This window comes from Nocardia iowensis (assembly GCF_019222765.1).
Lineage (GTDB): Bacteria > Actinomycetota > Actinomycetes > Mycobacteriales > Mycobacteriaceae > Nocardia > Nocardia iowensis.
Genome location: NZ_CP078145.1, coordinates 3346481 through 3365903, shown reverse-complemented (window position 1 = coordinate 3365903; position 19423 = coordinate 3346481). Strand labels below are relative to the sequence as shown.

The window sequence follows — 19423 nt, the reverse complement described above, 5'->3', positions numbered from 1 at the left end:
CCAATTACGCCACGATTGGATACAAATGGATATGAACACGCTCGTGTCCGAGCTCGGCCGCTGGTCCGCCGGGCACGGCCCCCTGTATCAACGCCTGGCCGAGCGGCTCCGGACCCTGGTCGGCAGCGGGGTGCTCGGTACCGACTCGAAACTTCCGTCCGAGCGCGACCTCGCGCGGGCGCTGGAGGTCAGCCGCACCACGGTCATCGCGGCCTACCGGCTGCTGCGCGAGGAAGGACTGCTGGAAAGCGCTCGCGGAAGTGGAACCAGGGTCGCCACCGCGGGGCGCTGGGTCGGGCCCGCGGTACCGGTCGCGGTCACCCCCGCCACCAAATTGATCAGTACCTCGGCAGGTGACGCGATTGATCTTTCCGGGGCGGTGATTCCCGGCCTCGACGGAGTGTCCGATGAGGCGCTGCGACTCTCTCCCGCCGACATCCGGGGGCTGGCCGGCCAATTCGATTACGCACCACTCGGCCTTCCCGCCCTGCGTGCCGCCATCGCGACGCGCTACACCCAAGGCGGCCTGCCGACGGGGCCCGGGCAGATCCTCGTCACGACCGGCGGCCAGCAGGCCATCGACCTGCTGTTCACCCTGTTCGGCCGCGACCACGGCACGATCATCACCGAAAACCCCACCTACGCAGGAGCTTTGGACGCCGCGTCGGCGGCGGGCGCGACCGTCCTCGGGTTACCGGTCGACGGGGAAGGCCTGCGGACGCGAGCACTGAGCGAGGCACTGGACCGCACGGCGGCGCGGCTGGTGTACGTGACGGCCACCTGCCACAACCCCACCGCCGCGGTGATGAGCACCGCCCGACGCCACGACATCACCCGCCTGGCCGCGGCCGCCGGGGTTCCCGTCGTAGACGACACCACCCTGGCCGATTTGCTCTTCGACGCCGACAGCCCACCCCCATTGGCCGCCACTACGGAAGCCGGCACGGTCGTCACGGTCGGTTCGCTGAGCAAGTTGTGCTGGGCCGGGTTGCGGGTCGGCTGGATCAGAGCCGACGAACATCTGATCGCGCGGCTGGCTCGTCTCAAAGTCGTCACCGACCTCGGGTCGTCGCATCTCAGCCAGCTGCTCGCACTACGCCTGCTGCCCGGCCTCGCGGAGCTCGGCGTCGTCCGGCGACGGCAGCTCGCCGAACGATACGAGTTGATGGCCGACCTGCTGCGGGACCAACTTCCCGGTTGGACGTGGGAACGCCCGCGCGGCGGACCATTCCTGTGGGCTCGGCTCCCGCACGGCGATACCGGCGAATTCGCCCAGTTCGCGTTGGACCACGGTGTGCGAGTACTCCCGGGCAACCGGACCAGCCCCGACGACAGCTTCACCGATCATCTGCGGTTGTCGTTCGTCCTCGAACCAGCTCAGCTGCGGACCGCGGTGGCGCGACTGGCCGAGGCGTGGGCCGTCTTCCAAGTCAGGCGGGGCCACCGCCCGGTCGAAGTCGTCGTCTGAGCCATCGAGTTCGCCACCGCGCGGCGGTGGACTTACACAGCTGGGCGCCGCTATCTATAGTAGCCGTTCTACTCAATGGCTTCCGTGGAGGAAAAGTGCCCAACGACAACAACATTCGTTACGCCCGCATCGGTGCCGCCGCGGTGGTGACCATCGATCGACCTGATCGCCGCAACGCGGTCGACGGCCCGACCGCGGTGGAGTTGAACCAGGCGTACCGCCGATTCGAAGCCGACGACGAGGCGCGCGTCATGGTGCTGACCGGTGCGGGCGGCGCGGCCTTCGCGGCTGGCGCCGACCTCAAGAATCTCGAATCGTTCTACGACCGGGTATACGTGCCGGAGGGGCCCGAGGGATTCACCCGCCTCACCGCGGACAAGCCGACGATCGCCGCGATCGAAGGTTGGTGCGTGGCAGGCGGTTTGGAGCTCGCGCTGTGGTGCGACCTGCGGGTAAGCGCGCGCTCCGCACGGTTCGGCTTTCTCGAACGCCGCTGGGGCGTACCGCTGCTGGACGGTGGCACCCAACGCCTCCCCCGCATCATCGGTCTCGGCCGCGCCCTCGACCTGATCCTCACCGGCCGGGTGATCGACGCGCCGGAGGCGTCCGCCATGGGATTGGTGACCGAGCTGGTCGACGACGGCGCGGCACTCGACCGGGCGCTGCAACTGGCCGAGCTGATCGCGGGCTTTCCACCGCAGGCCATGCTCGCCGACCGGCAGGCGACCATCGAAAGTGCCGGGAAAGACCTGCAATCGGGCTTTTGGCTCGAAGCGCGGCTCGGTGGCGTAGCCGCCGAGGAAGGCCTCCGCGGCGCGAAGCTATTCGCCGCTGGCGCCGGCCGCGGCGCGGCGGGCCGCGATGGTGTCGGCCACGTGCGTGGCACTCTGCCGCAGGTGGGTGGTGTCGCGGGTGGTTCTGGCCAGCACGATCGCCCCCTCCAGCGCAGCCAGCGCGAACGAGGCGAGTGACCGGGCCTGCCGGAGTCCGTGCCCGTCGCGCACGAGTTCCTCGGTGACCCGGTCCAACCACGCGTCGAACACGGCCGCGCACGCCGCACGCAGCGACTCCCCGGTTCCGGCCGTCTCCAGCGCGACCGTGGCGATGGGACAGCCGTCGCCGAAATCCGACTTCTCCAGCGCCTCGGCGGCCAGGCGGAACCACAGATGAACAGCCCCGGGAAAATCCTCGGACCGATCGAATACGAGGTCGATCAACCGCTGATAGCGCTGGCCGGAACGAGTCACGGCTTCGACACCCAGCTGTTCCTTCCCACCCGGGAAGAAGTGATAGAGCGACCCCATCGGTGCCGCACCCGCGGCCGCGATCTCCTTCAACCCGGTGCCGGTATAGCCCTGCTGGCGAAACAACGCCGCACCGGCATCGAGCAGACGGTCGCGGGTATCGGTGACGCGAGGCATACCAGATGATAACGCCAGTGGAACGCTCTACTAGGACGCGGCCGGGTGCGATCCCTCGTCCGGACCGCGTCGTATGCCGTCGGCAACGGAGTCCGCACTCGGCCGCATTGAAACCTGCTGTACGACCGAGGATTTTCCACACTTGATCAACCGATTACCCCGGCGACGCACTTCGGGGCGGTCTCAGCACAACAGCGGGACACCCTGGCCCCGATAGCCGCAATCCCGATATGAATCCCAAGGACTGTTATGCGACATCCATTATCGAATACCCCGCCGACCAGGGCGCAGATGGCCAACGCCGCGTCCCGAGCGGCGGAACAATTCATTGATCTCGTGTTGTCGGCGCCGGATCCCGCCGCACCGGTGCCCGCGACGCCGGGCTGGTCTATTACCGACGTCTTCGGCCACGTCGCCATGGAGCCGGCTCGATACCGGGATCTCGCACGGGGCAAAGGGAACTGGCCCACTCGGGTGACGGACCTGCCCGCGTTCAATGCCGAGCAGATCCGCACCCTGCCCACGCGAAACCGCACCGAACTGGCCGCTATTCTCCGCGACGGCCTCGCATCCTTTCTGAACATCATCGAAGGATTCGGTGACAACCAGCCGCTGATGAATTTCGACGGTGACCAGCGCGTGCGGGCCGACCGCTCGCTCGGCACGCTGATCGGCGAATTCGTCGTGCACGGTCACGACATCGCCAAAGCACTCGGCCGCCCGTGGCCAATTCCCCCACATGTCGTGCCCATGATCACGCTGGGCCAGCATCAGGTGCTACCGGGATGGATCAATTCGACCGAGGCCGCCGGTCACACGGCGACTTACGAATTCCGGCTGCGCAAGCTTGCTACGCACATCTATCAATTCAGCGACGGACACCTCACCATCGATCCCCCGGACCCAGGTCGGATCGATGTGCACATCAGCGCCGAACCGGTCACCGCGCTGTTGCTCAATTACGGCCGCATCGACCCGTGGTTACCGACTTTGACCGGAAAGCTGCTGGCCTGGGGCCGCCGTCCGTGGCTGGCCGGACGACTGGTCACGCTGTTCCACCCCGCGTGACGTAACGAAGAAAACCGCGCGGCCCCCGGGTCCTTCGTCGCGGGCAGTACCCGGGCCCGACGGCTGGCACGATCTCGCAGGCCGCTCCAGAGAGGAACAGATATGTCCGAACAGTTCGTGTCCGTGTCGGCGCAAGGTGACGGCGTCGCCACGCTCACCCTGGACAACCCGGGAAAGAAGAACGCTCTCTCGATCGCGGTACGCGACCAAGTGAGCTCAGCTCTCGACGCGCTCGCCGTCGATGCAGCAGTGCGGGTCGTCGTGATCACTGGAGCGGGCGACATCTTCTCCTCGGGATTCGATCTTGCCGAGTTCGGCTCGACCGATCCCGTTGTGCGACAAGCACTGTGGCCGTCCAGCGATCGCTTCCATCACACCGTGCTGCGGTTTCCCCTACCCACCATCGCCGCCGTCAACGGTCCCGCCATCGCAGGCGGCTTCGACCTGGCGACATTGTGTGACATCCGCGTCGCCGCGGACACAGCCACCTTCACCCACCCCGAGCAACGGTTCGCCGACGTGCTGTATCAGCCGTTGCGGGAGCTGGTCGGCGGTGCGGCCGCGCGCTATTTGACACTCTCCGGCCGGACCGTCGACGCGACCGAGGCGCTCCGGCTCGGCTTGGTGAGCGCAGTGCTACCCCGCCACGAATTGGCCGCCGCCGCCCACGAATTGGCCCTCGACATCGCGCGCGGACCGCGCGACGCACTGATGCGGACGAAGGCGAAGGCGCTGCGCCGAACCGGCATCGAAGTGGGCACACCGACCCTGGCGATGTAGTCCCCGATCACTCCCGATCGGTGTGTCGCAGACTGTTCAGAGCCGTTCGCGGATCGCCGGTCCGCTGCCATTCGGCGACCGCCGATCGGATCCGGGGCGATGTAACCGCCGTCCGAAGGCGCTGGCGCTCAACGGGAATCTGTTCGAGGGGTGATCCGGTCTTGCGGACGCGCTCGGGTGCGAAGGGATAGCCGGTGGACAATCCGCGTAGGGCGAGTGTCAGCGCCTCGCCGAGCATGCTCACGCCGATCGACAACTGCACCGGCCGGGCATCCGCGTTGGCGCCCAGATGGACGCCGAGGAAACCGATGCTCGCGCTCACCGTCAGCGAGAACGCCCAGACCCCGAGGGTGGCGCCGGTGTAGCGCTGCCACAGCACTCCGTCGCGGGTCAGCAGCGTGATCGTGGTGCCACGCCAAGCCCCGAAGGCGAATCCGACGAGTAGGCCGACGCTGATCCAGACGATATCGACGGCGGTGGGATGGTGTTTCACCATGCCCTGCACGCCGATGATCAGCAGCGGGATCGGCGGAACCAGGATGTCCCTGGCATTGAGCGGTTCCCCGCGGAACCGCCGGACGATCACGAAGAGCAGCACGGCGGTGACGAGCGCGATGATCAGTGGGGTGCTCATGAGTCCGCTCCTGGCAGGTCGTGCACCGACATCGACCGGGTTAATAGCTCAATCATGCTATTTAAAGTAGCTCGAGTGTGCTATAAAGACAAACGATGCGACGGCGCTCGGCTTGCCGAGGTGGAAGAAACATAGGATCACTACTCATGCCCAAGATCGTGGATCCGGTCGAACGTCGAAAAGCGGTGGCCGACGCCGTATTTCGAGTCGTCGCCCGAGAAGGGGTGGAGCACGCCTCGCTGCGCCGGGTAGCCGAGGAGGCGGGGCTGGTCGTCGGCTCGGTGCGGCACTACTTCGACAGCCATACCGAGTTACTGAGCTTCACCCTGGCCGAACTGAATCGGCGGGTGACCGAACGGGTGCTGCGCGACCTGGCCGAGATATTCCCCGAGGGCGTGGTCGTGCAGCAAGTGCCGGGCAGTGTCGCCGAACGGATCCTGGCCGAGCTGCTGCCCGTGGACGAGCAGCGATTCGAAGAGTCGGCGGTGTGGCTGGCCTTCACCACGGCCGCGCGGGCGCGGCCGGAGCTGGCCGACCTGGCGGTGCAACCATTGGCCGGAGTGCGCTCGCTGGTGCGCCGCGTGCTGTGCACGATGTCCGACGCCGGTGTGTTGCGCGGCACGGTCGGCGATCTCGAGCAGGAGACCGATCGACTCGCCGCCCTGCTGGACGGTTTGGCCCTTGCCGCGGTGGTCGATCCGGCCCGACGCGACCCGGATCGGATGCGCGCCACGCTGCGACTACATCTGGCAAGCCTGGTGGGCAGCGACGTCACTGAGAGGGCGGCACGCGTGGGGACTTCTCCGCGCTGATTCGCCTGGACGCACTCGCATTCCGTTGCCCGCCTAGGCCGCGCACCGAACACACAGACCGCGCCAGGCGTGCGAGATGCCCGGCGCGCCACGTGTGTACTGCTCGGCTGTACGGGTAGGCGCTGAACAGGCCATCCATCGTGGGTGGCTTGTCGTACCCGACGATTCGAGGAGGCGCTCCATGACTACTGCACGCGACATCATGACCCCCGGTGTCCAATGTGTTCGTTCCAGCGATTCCGTGCTCGACGCGGCACGTAAGATGGCCGACCTGGACATCGGCTCCCTGCCGATCTGCGGCGAGGACAACCAGCTGAAGGGCATGCTCACCGATCGCGACATCGTCGTGAAGGTGATTGCGCAGCGCATGGATCCGATCGGCGTGAAGGCCGGAGAGCTGGCCCAAGGCACTCCCGTGATGGTGCAGGCCGACGACGATGTATCGAAGGTATGCGAGGTGATGTCGCAGCACCAGATCCGCCGGGTTCCCGTGCTGGAGAACGACCAACTGGTCGGCATCGTCGCGCAAGCCGACGTGGCACGCGAACTCGACAACCCGCAGGCGGGCAGCGTCGTCGAGGCCGTATCGCAGGAATGATCGACGGGGCCTGACCGGGCACGAGTAGTCGGCACGCTCAGTCAGCCTGCCCGGACCGCCCAGATACCGCACCGCCCGTTTCGCCGAAACCGGAAGAGGCCCTGTTGAACTGATCTCGTCACGCGATATCGAAGAGAGTCGGTCATGCGCGCCGTGCTGCGTGAGGCGCTGCAGTGGGTGGACAGCCCGGCCGGTCGGCGTCTCGTCACCGACTGCCCGACAGGGTAATCCAGCCGGACCGCGACTCGACCCAAGCATCAACTGGCAGGACACACGGCATTACCTCGGAGGTAATCGACGGCGTCCGTTGACTTGGGCATCGTGGCTGTTATGAGCAACATCGCGACCAGCGCTACCCGGACCATCGTCGAAGAACTTCTCCGTCGGATCGGCTCGGGTGACCCGGACGCCATCGCCGCGCTGTACGCCCCGGTCAGCGACTGGAAGTTGGATTGGCCAGTGAACGAGCACGGCCGCACCGAGACTCCCTGGATTCGGCACCGTGCCACGCGCGCCGATGCGGCTGCGCACTACCGCGAAATCGCCGAGTACCACCTGCCCGAGCAGAACAAAACCGTGATCGAACGTGTTCTGGTCGACGGCCCGGATGCGGTGGTCCTGGGGGAAATACGCCAGACTGCCCGGCCCACTGGGCGCGCCTATCGTTCCCGTTTCGCGCTGCACCTCACCGTCGAGAACGACCTCATCACCCGCCACCACGTCTACGAAGACAGCCTCGCCGTTGCTCAGGCGTTCGACACTCGAGCACCGGAGCGCGGTACCAACGCCCGCTGATCCACAACCACTCGACCGACAAGATCGCCAATCACTCTGCCCCCGTGGTCCTCTCGCGGGTAGCGAACCGGCAAGTGGCAAGTTCTTTCCGGGTCCGACTGTTGCGCTCGCGTCAGGGCTCGCTAGGGTTCACTCCGTATGTCGCACGCATCAGGCGGCGCTAAAGCGATTGCGGCACAGTTCTGTAGGAGGTACCGGGGTGGGCGCAGCAGCGCGATCCGTGACGGAGCGGGCAATCCGTGGTCGGCTGAAGAAGACCGGCGCTGTCTTGGCGGCAGCTGTGCTGGTGCCGTGGATCGGTGCGGCTGCGGCCACCGCCGCACCGATCCACGCACCGGTATTGCGGGCACCGGTAGGCGGTTACCAGGACCTGTTCGTGCCGTCCAGCATGGGGCCGATCAAAGTCCAGGTGCAGTGGGCGGCCCGCGGCGGCAGCGCGGCCCTCTATGTGCTCGATGGTCTACGTGCGCCGGCCGACCACAGTCAGTGGACGACGGATACCGATGTGCTGCGCCAATTCGCAGGCGACAACGTCACATTGGTGTTCCCGGTCGGTGGTCGGTCGAGCTTTTACACCGACTGGTATCGACCGAGTAGTACCAATCAGCAAGCGACGACGTACAAATGGGAAACGTTCCTCACCCGAGAGCTGCCCGCTTTCCTGGAACGGTACGGCGTGTCACGAACCAACAACGCCATCGTCGGTGCCTCCATGGGCGGCAACGCTGCCCTCACCCTGGCCGGCCACCATCGCGACCAGTTCAAGTTCGCCGGATCCTTTTCCGGATTCGTGCACCCCACATTTCCGTTCTGGAACGAAGCGATGCGCGCCGCCATGTGGGATGAAGGTAACTTCAACGTCGACGATATGTGGGGTCCGGCGGGCGGACCGACCTGGCGCCGCAACGACGCCACCGTGCAGGCGGAATTACTCCGTGGTCTGCCGATGTACGTTTCGACAGGCAATGGCCTACCCGGCCCGCTCGACCTGCCGAACGGGGTCGGCAACACGGTCAACGCGATGGTCCTCGAGCAGATGACCGCAGCCGCTACCCAGATGTTCCGTGATCGAATCGCGGCAGGCGGAATCGCCGCTCGCATCGACATCGGCAACGGAACGCACACCTGGCCGTACTGGCAGCAAGCGATCGCGACGGCACGTCCGATGATCCTCGACGCACTCGGCGTGCACTGACGCGACCGCCCCGGGTAGGTCATGGCCTCAGCGCCACAGCTCATTCCGTCCAACAGCGGCCGCGATTCGATTCACGTTCGCAGAGCGGTGTCAGGAATCCAACTGCCGTGGAATCCATAGGGGAGGCGGTGCGGCAGCACGACGCGGGCCGTGGCGGGGCCGGTGATGTCGGAGGCGTCGAGGATGATCAGTTCTGAGGGTTGCCCGTCTTTGCCGGTAACCATCGAGATGATCCATCCGTCGTCTTCGTTGCGTGCGTCGGGTGCGGGGACGAATTCGGGCTCGCCGGGCACTTGGCCGTGCGGAAAATCTCGTGTCCAGTTCCGGCCGGTGTTTCGGTCGTACTTGATCAGACTCGTTTCGGTGCGGCCGCGCCCGGCGTAGCCGACGATGTAGGTGTAGCGATGCTGTCCGGTGCCGAAGGCGTGGTTGATGGCAGGGAACTCGACAACCCGATCGTCCAGGTACTCCTCGGACACCGTTCCGGTCGCCGGGTTCATGGTCCATCGGTACAGTGACGCCTCCAACACCAGTTCGGTGGTGGGGCCGATGGAGTGCTGATGGGCGACGAGGCCGCCCAGTCCGGCCCAGCCCCGGTCCCAGTCCGACGCGTCGACTCGGGTGGCATCGACCACCACATTGCCCTCGGCATCTTCATAGGCGTTGGCGGTATGCGGGATCCAGCACGCGGTGGTGGTGGTCCATCGGATATCGGTACCGGTGCCGTGTCGTGGCAACAGGCCCAGCCGGGAGGGCCGCGCGTCGTTCCACACGATGGGACAGGGATTGAGTGGGAGCAGGTTCAGGTCGTAGGTAGCGGGGGTGTCGTAGACGACGACGTAGTGCTCGGTGAGAGCCATGTCGTGCAGGAACATCGGTGCGTCGACTTCGAAGCGCCGATCGGTGACAAGCGTGCCCTCGGCGTCGATGACGTAGTAGTCCACGATCGGCCGCCCCATGTCGTAGCCGAACGCATGCAACGCCCCGGTCGCGGGGTCGTGTTTGGGATGGGCGATCATATTACCCCGCAGTTTCCCGCCGAACGTCCACGGGCCGAGCGTGTCCAGCTCCGAACTCATTTCGTAGGGAACGCATTGCTCGGACAGCGACAGAATCCGCTGCCCGTGCACTTTCACATCGGTGTTGTTGGTAGCGAACTCCTGCAATTGACGCCCGGCTTCATCGAAGGCCAGTTTGCCTTTGGTACCGAACGCGGGCGTGCGGACGTACCGGTTGCGATACCACTCCGCTTTGCCGTCGCGTATCCGGATCCCGTGGATCATTCCTGGGGCGAGAAACGCATGCCCGGAGTCCATTTCCGGGACCGCATTGCTGCCGTTGCGGAAGTATCGCCCCGCTAGCTCCGGGGGTATCGCGCCTGCCACCGGCAAGTTGGTCAGCGTGATCTCGTCGAGCATCGGCTCCATGATGCCGGTGGCATAGGAAGTTTTGCGGCTGGTAGCCGGACTATACGACATACACTGCTCCTTTTCTGATTCCGGAAAGGCACTCGGCCGTACGGACCGGTGTTCGGATCTCGGGCTCAGCAACGATGTCGGAAGAACCTCGCGGCTCGGCTTTCCGGCGTCACGATCTATCGTGGCACCGCCTCCGAGAAATCGTTGTGTACGCCCGCCGCGATTCGAGCTCTTCGCATTGTGTGGGCGAACAACTACGGGTGCGGTCGCCCGATAGTGCGCGGCGTGTCACCCCGGCGCCCGTTGCGGTGGTTGCTACGGTGATGCCAGGACGTCAGCCGCCGCGGCGGTCCTGGATATCCGACCTACGCGCTCCCGCATTCCACGGCGCTCCCCGCGATGCCTGTGGCGGAAGGGGCTCATCGATGTCGCTACGCGCCCGACCTTTGCCGCCCGAGGTGGTGTTCGCCCCGCTGGCGGGTCGAGTATCCGATATCGCGCGCACGGCGTTGGCCGACGCGCGGGCCGAGATCCCCGAGATCGCGGCCCTGCCGGATGCCGAACAGGACCGGATCGAGCGCTCGATCGCGGACGCGATGAGCCGAATATGCGAACATCTCTGCGGTGCCGAACTGCGGTTGGACTACCTCGACCTGACCGGACGCCAGCGCGCCGAAGCCGGAGTCTCCTTCAGCGCCATCACCGCCCTCATCATGATCTGCTCGCGAACCATGCTGCGTGCGGCGGCGAAACTCATCCCGCAGACCGACCACGAACTCTCGGTCACCCTCGCGGACCGGCTTTTCACCGCACTGGGCCGGGGCACCCAACGAATCCTCGACGGCTACCAACAAGCAGCCCTCGCCCAAGCCGAGCACGACCATCACCTCAGCGCGACCCTTATCGAGTCGTTGCTCAGTGGCGGCGGTAAGGATCCCGCCGAACGCGGATCGGTGGTCGAATCCCTCGGCCTGCCCAGCATCGGCAACTTCCGCGTGGTCCTCGCCACCCCGAAACAGCCCGAACCCGACCTGCACTTCGAGATTCGCCAACGCCCCAACACCCGGATACGCGCGGTCTGGCGGCACTCACCGGAAGAAAACGTCGGAGTGCTAGCCCTCCTCGACACCGATGAACGGCCACTGCGCGACCTGCTCGACACCATCGACGCCGACCGCATCGGCGTCAGCGAGGCCTACCGGGACATCGGCGACACCGCGACCGCGTTGCGGCAAGCCCGACTGGCACTGGGCTGCCTCAACGGAACCACCTGCCGGATAGCACACTACGGCGACGATCCACTCGCCCTGCTGCTGATGCTGTCCGGCCCGGACGAGGCAAGCGCCATGGCACGCCGCACCCTCGGCGGGCTACTGTCACTGCCCGAGCACGACCGCACCCTACTACTGAAAACGCTACGCGCCTGGTCAGACGCCGACGGGTCGACACCACAAGCCGCGACATCGCTGCACTGCCACCGCAATACAGTCCGCTACCGACTACACCGCATCGAGGAACACAGCGGCAGCACCCTCACCCACCCCGCTCGAACCGCGGAACTACTGGTCGCGCTACGCGCAGTCGAACTGTTTCCCGAACAATTCGAAAACACCACTCAGCCGTGATCGCGTTCCGCCGGGGCACGACTGCACCTTTTGTGCCGGGGACCAAAGCCATCGGTGAAACCTGCGCCGCAGGGCTATCGAAACAGGGACAAGGGGGACACATGCTGGATGCGAAACCATCAGTCCCCCGCGCTTTGCCATGCCGACGTGCTCGCCGATCGATGAGCCAGTTCACCCGATCCGCCATGCCCGAAAGGAGACCGCCATGGATCGCAGCACCTACGACACTTACGTCTCGCTCTACAATTCCGGTGACTACCGCACTGTCGTCGACACTTATTACACCGACGATGTCAGTTTCGTCATCTACGGCAAGACAGTGACCCACGGTGCTGCCGACACGCTCCGATGGCTGACCGAAATTCACGACGGCGTCACCGAAACCCTGCTCATCGACGAAGTGATCAGCGATGGCGACAACAGCCTGCGGGTGCGGGCGCGCGAAAAGATGGAATGCGTCCGCGACACCGACAAACTCGCAACCGGTCCGATGCACGCCGGAGACGTCCGCATCGCGCCGTTGGACGCGCACTACCTAATCCGGGACGGCAAATTCAGTCGTATCTCCCTCGAGCGCGGCGCGGGTCCGGTCGAGGTGTCGTTCGCTGCGGAGGGCCGATGAGCAGGCTGGCGGGCAAAGTCGCCTTGATCACTGGCGCGGGCACCGGAATCGGGGCCGCGACCGCCCGCCGCTTCGCCGCCGAGGGTGCGCGGGTACTGCTGGTGGGCCGACGCCGCGAACCACTGGAGACCGTGGCCGCCGAGCTGACCGGCGACCCCGTGGTCATACCCGCCGACGCGGCCGACGACGCGGCCATGGCCGCGGCAGTCGACACAGCAAAGCAACGGTTCGGCAGACTCGACATCGTTGTCGCCAATGCGGGCACCGGCGGCGGCGACACTGTCGGCGAGACGTCCCGCGCCGATTGGGACGAAGCCCTGCGCCTCAACGTCACCACCTGCTACAGCACCGTTCGCCCCGCCCTGCCCGCTTTGCGGGCAACCCGCGGCTCGGTGATCATCGTGGGATCGATAGCGGGACTCAGCGCCCCGACCGACCGCGCCGGATATGTCACCGGCAAGCACGCATTGATCGGGCTGACTCGGTCCCTCGCCGTCGACTACGGGCCGCAAGGCATCCGAGTCAACGCCATCTGCCCCGGCCAGATCCGAACACCCATGTCCGACAACATGATCACCCACCTCATGCAGAGCCGCGATCTCGACCACAGCGCGGCCAGGCAATTCGCCACCCGCTACATCCCGCTGGGTCGTCAAGGCGAACCGGAAGAGATCGCGGGCGTGTGCTTGTTCCTCGCCTCCGACGACTCCACCTACCTCACCGGGTCGGTTCTCGTCGCAGACGGCGGCGTCAGCATCGTCGACGCGGGCTCCCTGGACCTGCACTCGTGAAGGCCCGGATTCTGGAGTGAGCGAACGGTCACCTCGTTCAGAACCGGTTCGAGGGCGGCGCTGATCTTGTGGACCTCGATAGTGACGTCGGCGTGCTACTCAGGGGAGAACCGGCGTTCGTGTCGGGGGTGATCGTCACGTTGCCGGGGTACTGGTTCGCCTGGCGACACAAAGACACCGACTGTCGATCGGCATGCACGTCGGCGTGACCACCTCGCAGCAACCGGCGGCACCATCGGCGTTGCGCTGCACCTCCGCTAAGAGCTCGGTGCCCGGCGCGGACTGTCCTGCGCCAGCGGAGGCGGACCGTGGTCGGCCCTTTGACAAGCGTTGGGCCATCTTCAGTAGCGGACCGTATTCCGTGTTCTGCCAATGATGTTCGCCCAGATGCGTTTCCGGTCGTCATTCGGTTGTCGGTCCGAGATGGGATGCTTCGGACATGATCCCTTGGAACCTACTCGCCATCGACAGCGCTCTGCGGGCGAGCTGGGCTGCTGACACCTGCTCAGCGGATGACCTTGCTCGTGCCGACTGGCAGCCCGGAAATCCTTCGTATGGTCACTGTGACATCACAGCCTTGATTGTCAACGACATCTTCGGCGGTGAGCTGATGGTCGGCGAGGTGTGGCTCGGCGGGGAACAACATGGATTTCACTGGTGGAACCGGTTGTCCAGCGGTATAGAACTCGATTTGACTCGCGAGCAGTTCCAGCTGGGCCAGACGCTGGCGGCGGCCCGTGTTGTCGAACGCCGGCCGGGCCCCACGCGTTACCGGTGGAGCGAATATCTCCTGTTGCGCGAGCGCGTTATCGCTCGGCTCGGTGCGCTGCCGGAGCCTGCTATGCGTGCCTAACCATGCAGCCCAACGGTTTTCATGTCAGGTTGCTCTCGAGCACGAATTCGATATTGTCGAGGCCGTTTCCGGTGATTCGGAAGAGTGCGGGACGCAGTTCGGCGCAGCGGGGTTGCGCGTTGTGGACGTCGCGACGCATCTTTTCGGCCATGGCGGAATCCGCGGGCGTGACGAACAGTTCGTCGGGGCAGTGGATGGCGACGATCAAATCCTGCCAGCCGGTGTTGTCGGCGACCCATTCGTGGAATCCGGGGAGCAGGATGGCAGAGCCGCCCTGGAAGCTGTCTTGCCGGGCGACTCGGGCAATCGGGCCGTCCGCGGTGGCCCAACCTTCGAGGGTGAGGCCGCCGGCGAGGGCCATGATCGCGGTCGAGAACTGTTCGGAAACATCGTCGTCGTCAGTGAAATCGTGGTTCAGCAGCGGCGTCATCCCGATCGTGCCGTGCGGGGTCTTCGCCATGCGCGCCAAGGTGACATAGATGTGGTCGCCGAGCGGGAGGTACTGCATCGCGTCTTGGACGATGTCGCTACCGGGCAGCGAGGTGCTGCGCAGCACCGGCAGAACTACCCCGTCCTTGGTGCTTTCGTCGATGCGACGCGTCGTCGCCTCCGCTTCCGCCTCGCGCCGCCGGATCTCGGCCTCGAGTGCGGCGCTTGCCTCGGCGAACGCGATGTCCCACCCGTCCGGCGCGGGGCGCTCGAACATGTGGGACAGTTCGATCTCGCCGAATGTCTGCTCGATAAACAAGGCGTCGGCCGTGGATGGCTGCCACTCGGTGAACAATTCGGTCACCTGCTCGGGTCGGAGGTCGTGGTCCGCAACCAGTTCCCGCCACGCCTGCTGCACCGCGAAGTCGTCCTGCGTCCGCACCGTCCTGGTGAAACCGTCGTCGGGGTTCGGGCCCAACGCGAAAACGACGACGCTTTCACTGCGGTCGATCATCATCCAACTCTCCGCTCCGATATTCCTTGTGGCCCTGCCCACTTCAGCACAGGCGCCCTGCCGCCCCCGATTTCAGGGGCGGTGCTACAAGGTTGCCCAGACCGCCCACGCCTCGTCACGAATCACGGGCCGGTGCACGTACCCGATCCGCGGCCGTATGGGCTACGCCGGGGCGCTGTTCGTCGCGGCGAACACCAGGAACATCACGAAGATCGACAGCATGCCGAGGGCGCCACCGACTACCGCATCGCGCGGATTGGTGGCCAAACCCTTGTCGGCACGGACAAAACCGATCCATCCACAAGTCAGAGCCACTACGGCAGTCGGGGCAGCGACCAGCTCCCCAACGATCGGAACGAACGCGAAAACGACGGAAACGATCCCAGCCACCAACGCAACAACGCCAACACCGTTGCGCGGCTCCCACCGTGGTGACCGGCTCGACGCCAATCTGCGGCTCCTTCCGTCAGGTCGTGTCGGCACAGTATCGGACGCCGCTGCGGGAACGGCAGCAAAATAGATAGTTCCCCCTGAGCCCCTGCCGCCCCCGGGTGTCGAACATGGGTGCCGATCCGGACCGCCGCTGGCCGTACCTAGCTGCGGACGGAGCCCGCCTGACGGCTCGGCTGTTCGGAGCCGTCAGGCGGGACCCTGGGTCGAGGATGATCAGAGGCGGCCGCCACCGCCGATCAGCCACGGGTTGGGTTGACAGGCGAGGGTCGGGTTCTTCGCCGGGTCAAGAGCTTTGAGCGCAATCGACAGGGCCCGAGGCGAGTACATCATGGTGAGGTGGTCGGACAGGTCGATCTCGCAGCCGTCCTGCAGGGTGATGTTGTTCACCGTCGCTCCGGGACCGGCTTTCAGGAAGGTCGAGTCGTGGGGGGTGGTTACTTCGTCATATCTGGTGCCGACGATCGTGTAGGTAATGCCGGACACGGTGTCTCCGTTGGCATTGAGTTTGGTCACGAAATCCGAGCCAATGGTTTGTTGAATTCCCGATTTTCCGACAATAAGGGAAATCGGCCCGAGGACATCGATCCCGAAGTTGTTGATCGCCCGGCCGAGCGTTGCGATTCCGAGGAGGGTTGTACCGTGGTGGGTGGCGCCATAGGTGATCAAGTTCTTGACCTTGGCCGCGCCGCCTTCGTACTTGGTGTACCAGTTAGCCATCGATCCGCCTTGTGACCAGCCGATGATGTCGACCTGCTGAGCACCGGTGGCGGAGAGCACCCGATCGACGAAAGTAGCTAGTTGCTTGGCCGAGGTTGGAATGTCGCCGGTACCATAGGCTCCCGGCAATGCTGAACCAACACCCCCGCCCTGCAGAAGGTTGGATCGGCCGTAATTGAAGGTGAACCCGCAAAAGCCGGCGTCTTTGATGGGCTTGCTCATGAATGCGAACGAGTCGTAGGCATTCGCCCAGGTTCCGTGCACCAGTACGACGGGGCGCGGTTGATCCGCGGTGGGTTTGCAGCTCCAGTCGTTGGTGCCTGGGGGTGCGGCATCCGGGTTGGCCAAGCTGTAGCCGAATGCCGCCAGAAACGCCGACATCTGCGGGCCGGTCCCGACGGTGTCGGAGGCGTGACTACCAGGGTCGGTGTCGACGATCGGCTTCGCCGACTGATTCTTCAGACCAGGGGTGATGGAGCTGGCGAGCTGTTGTTGTTGCTGGTCGCCGGACGCTGGAGCTGATGTAGTACCGGGTGACGATGGAGTAGGGGTTGTCGTGGGATCCGCGCCGGCATCGGTCATTCCGATGACAAGCGCGAGTGCGCCTGCGAAAAGCCCCGAACACAGCCGGGTAGTGATTTTCATTTTGCCTCATTACAGAAGTGTTCTCGGTAATGTGCTCGGCGCTCAGCGCCGAAGCGTGCAAACGCTAACGCCGCTAGAATGAGAAATCTTCCGCTCTGCGTGGATACTGAACAATTCACAACTTTCTCGAAATTCGTTTAGGAAGAATCGGTACGATCTCGAGAGTTTCGAGCGACGATCGCGGCCGTTGGCGGCGCCCTCAGCGGCGACCGCACCCGAGCATGCCGTTTCAGTGCAAGCCGCATTTTCGCCCGGCTGGGAAAACGCAGCCATAGATGGAGCTCAGGAATCCCACTTGTCCGTATACACCGAGGAACTCCCCGCCTTGGTGAGTAGCACTACCCGCGCATCGCCCGTAATCGGCTCGCGGTCAACGACTTTCCGATGGACGTGGCGCATCCAGGCGGGCGCCCACCAGCACGCGTCGCCGAGCAGTTTCATCGTCGCGGGGACAAGCAGTACGCGCAGCACCGTCGCGTCGATGAACAGTGCCGTGACCATCCCGAGGGCAATGTATTGCATCATCACCAGATCGGAGAGCGCGAATACACCGGTCACCACGATCAAGATCAGGGCGGCGGCGGTGATGATCCGGCCGGTGCGGGCGACACCGGTGCGGACCGCGTCGGTGGTGGACACCCCCGCCCGGTGCGCCTCGACGATGCGGGCGAGCAGGAACACCTCGTAGTCGGTGGACAGGCCGTAGATCACCGAAATGATGAGCATCAATACCAACGGCATGATCGGCTGGGGCGTGAAGCCCAGCAGGTCCGCGCCGTGTCCTTCGACGAATATCCAGGTCAGCACGCCGATGGTGGCCCCGAGCCCGAGCAGGTTCAACGCCGCCGCTTTGAGCGGCAACACCAGCGAGCCGAAGGTCAGCACCAGCAGCGCGGTCGTTGCGATGAACACCAGCGTGAGCATCAGCGGCAGCCGGTCGAGCAACGCGTCGATGCTGTCGCGCTGCGCGGCGGGTTGACCACCGACCAGCAGCGTCGTCCCGTTGGGCAGCTCCATGGAGCGCAGGTAGTCGATGGCCGCGTCCGCGTTGTCCGAGCCGGCCAGCACGGTGTCGGTGGTGTAGACAAAAGGGTCCGCCGGGCCCTGCATCGGCGCGGGGAACGGTGCTGCCAGCCCTGGCGCCTGATTCGCGCGCGTCACCACCGTATCGATGTCCGAGCTGCGGTAGGTGACCATGATCAGGTGGATCGGATCGATCCGGCGCAACGGGAAGATTTCATCGAAATGCTGCTGCGCCAATCGAGTCGGGTCCGCCGGGGGCAGGAAGCGCTCGGTGATGCCGCCGAATACCAGGTGCTGCACCGGCGCGATGAGCAACAGCAGCCCGGCGCACACCGGGATCGCCACGGCGAGTGGCCGTTTCATCACCGCCGCGGCGATGCGACCCCAGAAGTTGTGCGGCACATCGTCGGCGGGCCTGGTCTTTCGGAACCAGTCGAATCCCCACGCGTCCACCCGGTGGCCGAGCACCGCGAGCAGCCCGGGCAACAGCGTGATCGCGGTCAGCGCGGCCAGTGTGACGGTGACCATCGCGCCATAGGCGAACGACTTCAGGAAGCCCTGCGGAAACAGCAGAATGCCGGCCGCGGCGGCGACCACGATGGTCGCCGAGAACACCACCGTCCGTCCGGCGGTCGTCACCGCCCGCCGGACCGCCACCGCCACCTCGTGGCCGTCGGCGAGTTCGTCTCGGAATCGGCTCACGATGAACAGCCCGTAGTCGATGGCCAGTCCCAGGCCGATCATCGAAACTACCGGTGAGACAAACGAATTCACCTCCGTGACGGTGGTGATGCCGCGAATGACCCCCCAAGCGGCGAGCACGGTCAGCCCGCCGACGATCAGCGGAAGAGCCGCGGCGACGACACCGCCGAAGAGGAAGAACAGCAGCACAGCGACGACCGGAATGGCGACCAGTTCCATCCGCCGCTGATCGTGCACCATGGTGTCGTTGAGCGCGCCGGCGACCGCCTGCCCACCGGCGACCTCCATATCGATGCCCGGTATGTCGAAGCGGTCCGCGACTTTGCCGAAGTTCCGCATCAGCTCGGTGTCGTCGCCGCCCTGCACGGCGACGGACGCGAACGCGTGCTTACGATCCGCGGAGCCGAAGAGATCCGGTAGCGTCAGGCCGGTTTCGGTCGGCCAGTAGGTACCGTTGATCTTCGCGATTTCGTTCGGAAAGCGGCGTGGCAGGTCGTTCAGGCTGTCGACGACCACGTCGGCGAACGCCGGATCGTCGATCGTTTTTCCTGGGGGCGCGTGGAACAGCAGTATCACGTCTCCGCTGTGGTCTCGGCCGAACACCTCATCGCGCAACCGCGCCGCCTGCGCTGATTCCGACGTCGGGTCGTCCCAGCCGCGAGAACTCAATTCGTCGCTCAGGCCGAGCCCATACGCACCCAGTGCCAGCATTGCGAACACGACAACACCGATCACCGCGAACCGCCGCCGGACGACAACATCTGCCCACTGCGTGAAATCGGCGAACAACCGCCGCCTCCCTAATACGTGCGTGAATGCTCGACTCTCGGTGGCGCCGGGCGAATTGCCTGGAACGTATC

The 19423-nt window shown here is 65.3% G+C and carries 18 protein-coding genes and 1 pseudogene; 12 read left to right on the top strand and 7 right to left on the bottom strand.

The window, feature by feature from the left end; genetic code table 11:
* The first annotated feature begins 31 nt into the window (after window positions 1–31).
* The gene (locus KV110_RS15485; RefSeq protein ID WP_218476831.1) at window positions 32–1468 is read left to right on the top strand and encodes an aminotransferase-like domain-containing protein; all 1437 of its coding nucleotides are present in this window, start codon (window positions 32–34) and stop codon (window positions 1466–1468) included.
* A gap of 95 nt (window positions 1469–1563) precedes the next feature.
* A complete protein-coding gene (locus KV110_RS41450; protein WP_246634559.1) occupies window positions 1564–2439 on the top strand; it encodes a crotonase/enoyl-CoA hydratase family protein in 876 nt (291 codons plus the stop codon).
* On the opposite strand, the pseudogene KV110_RS15480 reads toward KV110_RS41450, so the two are convergent.
* Window positions 2404–2889 (bottom strand): annotated as a pseudogene (locus KV110_RS15480) (TetR/AcrR family transcriptional regulator); the annotation flags it as partial. The gene KV110_RS41450 and the pseudogene KV110_RS15480 overlap by 36 nt on opposite strands.
* Window positions 2890–3138: 249 nt before the next feature.
* On the opposite strand from KV110_RS15480, the gene KV110_RS15475 reads away from it, so the two are divergent.
* Both KV110_RS15475 and KV110_RS15470 read left to right on the top strand, forming a co-directional pair.
* Window positions 3139–3957, top strand: a complete 819-nt coding sequence (locus tag KV110_RS15475; protein ID WP_246634558.1) for a maleylpyruvate isomerase N-terminal domain-containing protein — start codon at window positions 3139–3141, stop codon at window positions 3955–3957.
* Window positions 3958–4059: 102 nt separating this feature from the next.
* A complete protein-coding gene (locus tag KV110_RS15470; RefSeq protein ID WP_218476829.1) occupies window positions 4060–4737 on the top strand; it encodes an enoyl-CoA hydratase/isomerase family protein in 678 nt (225 codons plus the stop codon).
* Between the two features lie 7 nt (window positions 4738–4744).
* Here KV110_RS15470 and KV110_RS15465 read toward each other — a convergent pair whose 3' ends face one another.
* The gene (locus tag KV110_RS15465) at window positions 4745–5371 is read right to left on the bottom strand and encodes a CcdC protein domain-containing protein (RefSeq protein ID WP_218476828.1); all 627 of its coding nucleotides are present in this window, start codon (window positions 5369–5371) and stop codon (window positions 4745–4747) included.
* Between the two features lie 146 nt (window positions 5372–5517).
* Here KV110_RS15465 and KV110_RS15460 point away from each other — a divergent pair, with 146 nt between their 5' ends.
* From KV110_RS15460 to KV110_RS15445, 4 genes are all read left to right on the top strand, one after another.
* The gene (locus KV110_RS15460) at window positions 5518–6183 is read left to right on the top strand and encodes a TetR/AcrR family transcriptional regulator (RefSeq protein WP_218476826.1); all 666 of its coding nucleotides are present in this window, start codon (window positions 5518–5520) and stop codon (window positions 6181–6183) included.
* 181 nt (window positions 6184–6364) lie between these two features.
* Entirely contained in the window at window positions 6365–6781 is a 417-nt protein-coding gene (locus KV110_RS15455; protein ID WP_218476825.1) for a CBS domain-containing protein, read from the top strand.
* A gap of 330 nt (window positions 6782–7111) precedes the next feature.
* The gene (locus KV110_RS15450; protein ID WP_218476823.1) at window positions 7112–7576 is read left to right on the top strand and encodes a nuclear transport factor 2 family protein; all 465 of its coding nucleotides are present in this window, start codon (window positions 7112–7114) and stop codon (window positions 7574–7576) included.
* 220 nt (window positions 7577–7796) lie between these two features.
* Window positions 7797–8771: an alpha/beta hydrolase gene (locus KV110_RS15445; protein WP_218476822.1), complete on the top strand. Its 975-nt coding sequence runs from the start codon at window positions 7797–7799 to the stop codon at window positions 8769–8771.
* Between the two features lie 71 nt (window positions 8772–8842).
* Here the strand turns inward: KV110_RS15445 and KV110_RS15440 are convergent, their stop codons facing one another.
* Window positions 8843–10249: a carotenoid oxygenase family protein gene (locus KV110_RS15440; RefSeq protein WP_218476820.1), complete on the bottom strand. Its 1407-nt coding sequence runs from the start codon at window positions 10247–10249 to the stop codon at window positions 8843–8845.
* A 365-nt stretch (window positions 10250–10614) separates the two neighbouring features.
* On the opposite strand from KV110_RS15440, the gene KV110_RS15435 reads away from it, so the two are divergent.
* The 4 genes from KV110_RS15435 (at window position 10615) to KV110_RS15420 (ending at window position 14080) form a co-directional block, all read left to right on the top strand.
* Window positions 10615–11814: a PucR family transcriptional regulator gene (locus KV110_RS15435; protein ID WP_218476819.1), complete on the top strand. Its 1200-nt coding sequence runs from the start codon at window positions 10615–10617 to the stop codon at window positions 11812–11814.
* Window positions 11815–12019: 205 nt separating this feature from the next.
* Window positions 12020–12436, top strand: coding sequence for a hypothetical protein (locus KV110_RS15430; RefSeq protein ID WP_218476817.1), 417 nt, complete (start codon window positions 12020–12022; stop codon window positions 12434–12436).
* A complete protein-coding gene (locus KV110_RS15425; RefSeq protein ID WP_218476816.1) occupies window positions 12433–13227 on the top strand; it encodes an SDR family NAD(P)-dependent oxidoreductase in 795 nt (264 codons plus the stop codon). Before KV110_RS15430 ends, KV110_RS15425 begins: the two co-directional genes overlap by 4 nt.
* 439 nt (window positions 13228–13666) lie before the next feature.
* A complete protein-coding gene (locus KV110_RS15420) occupies window positions 13667–14080 on the top strand; it encodes a YunG family protein (protein WP_218476815.1) in 414 nt (137 codons plus the stop codon).
* A gap of 19 nt (window positions 14081–14099) precedes the next feature.
* On the opposite strand, the gene KV110_RS15415 is transcribed toward KV110_RS15420, so the two are convergent.
* The 4 genes from KV110_RS15415 to KV110_RS15400 form a co-directional block, all read right to left on the bottom strand.
* The gene (locus tag KV110_RS15415) at window positions 14100–15026 is read right to left on the bottom strand and encodes a hypothetical protein (RefSeq protein WP_218476814.1); all 927 of its coding nucleotides are present in this window, start codon (window positions 15024–15026) and stop codon (window positions 14100–14102) included.
* A gap of 159 nt (window positions 15027–15185) precedes the next feature.
* Window positions 15186–15338, bottom strand: a complete 153-nt coding sequence (locus KV110_RS41445; RefSeq protein ID WP_246634557.1) for a hypothetical protein — start codon at window positions 15336–15338, stop codon at window positions 15186–15188.
* 351 nt (window positions 15339–15689) lie between these two features.
* Window positions 15690–16838 (bottom strand): esterase/lipase family protein, encoded by a 1149-nt coding sequence (locus tag KV110_RS15405; RefSeq protein WP_246634556.1) that lies wholly within the window; start codon window positions 16836–16838, stop codon window positions 15690–15692.
* Between the two features lie 282 nt (window positions 16839–17120).
* Window positions 17121–19352 (bottom strand): MMPL family transporter, encoded by a 2232-nt coding sequence (locus KV110_RS15400; RefSeq protein ID WP_218476812.1) that lies wholly within the window; start codon window positions 19350–19352, stop codon window positions 17121–17123.
* Between the last annotated feature and the right edge of the window lie 71 nt (window positions 19353–19423).

Coding starts and splice junctions, on each gene's coding strand:
- KV110_RS15485 (WP_218476831.1), top strand. CDS start 32: ATGAACACGCTCGTGTCCGAGCTCGGCCGCTGGTCCGCCGGGCACGGC.
- KV110_RS15475 (WP_246634558.1), top strand. CDS start 3,139: ATGCGACATCCATTATCGAATACCCCGCCGACCAGGGCGCAGATGGCC.
- KV110_RS15470 (WP_218476829.1), top strand. CDS start 4,060: ATGTCCGAACAGTTCGTGTCCGTGTCGGCGCAAGGTGACGGCGTCGCC.
- KV110_RS15465 (WP_218476828.1), bottom strand. CDS start 5,371: ATGAGCACCCCACTGATCATCGCGCTCGTCACCGCCGTGCTGCTCTTC.
- KV110_RS15460 (WP_218476826.1), top strand. CDS start 5,518: ATGCCCAAGATCGTGGATCCGGTCGAACGTCGAAAAGCGGTGGCCGAC.
- KV110_RS15455 (WP_218476825.1), top strand. CDS start 6,365: ATGACTACTGCACGCGACATCATGACCCCCGGTGTCCAATGTGTTCGT.
- KV110_RS15450 (WP_218476823.1), top strand. CDS start 7,112: ATGAGCAACATCGCGACCAGCGCTACCCGGACCATCGTCGAAGAACTT.
- KV110_RS15440 (WP_218476820.1), bottom strand. CDS start 10,249: ATGTCGTATAGTCCGGCTACCAGCCGCAAAACTTCCTATGCCACCGGC.
- KV110_RS15435 (WP_218476819.1), top strand. CDS start 10,615: ATGTCGCTACGCGCCCGACCTTTGCCGCCCGAGGTGGTGTTCGCCCCG.
- KV110_RS15430 (WP_218476817.1), top strand. CDS start 12,020: ATGGATCGCAGCACCTACGACACTTACGTCTCGCTCTACAATTCCGGT.
- KV110_RS15425 (WP_218476816.1), top strand. CDS start 12,433: ATGAGCAGGCTGGCGGGCAAAGTCGCCTTGATCACTGGCGCGGGCACC.
- KV110_RS15420 (WP_218476815.1), top strand. CDS start 13,667: ATGATCCCTTGGAACCTACTCGCCATCGACAGCGCTCTGCGGGCGAGC.
- KV110_RS15415 (WP_218476814.1), bottom strand. CDS start 15,026: ATGATGATCGACCGCAGTGAAAGCGTCGTCGTTTTCGCGTTGGGCCCG.
- KV110_RS15405 (WP_246634556.1), bottom strand. CDS start 16,838: ATGAAAATCACTACCCGGCTGTGTTCGGGGCTTTTCGCAGGCGCACTC.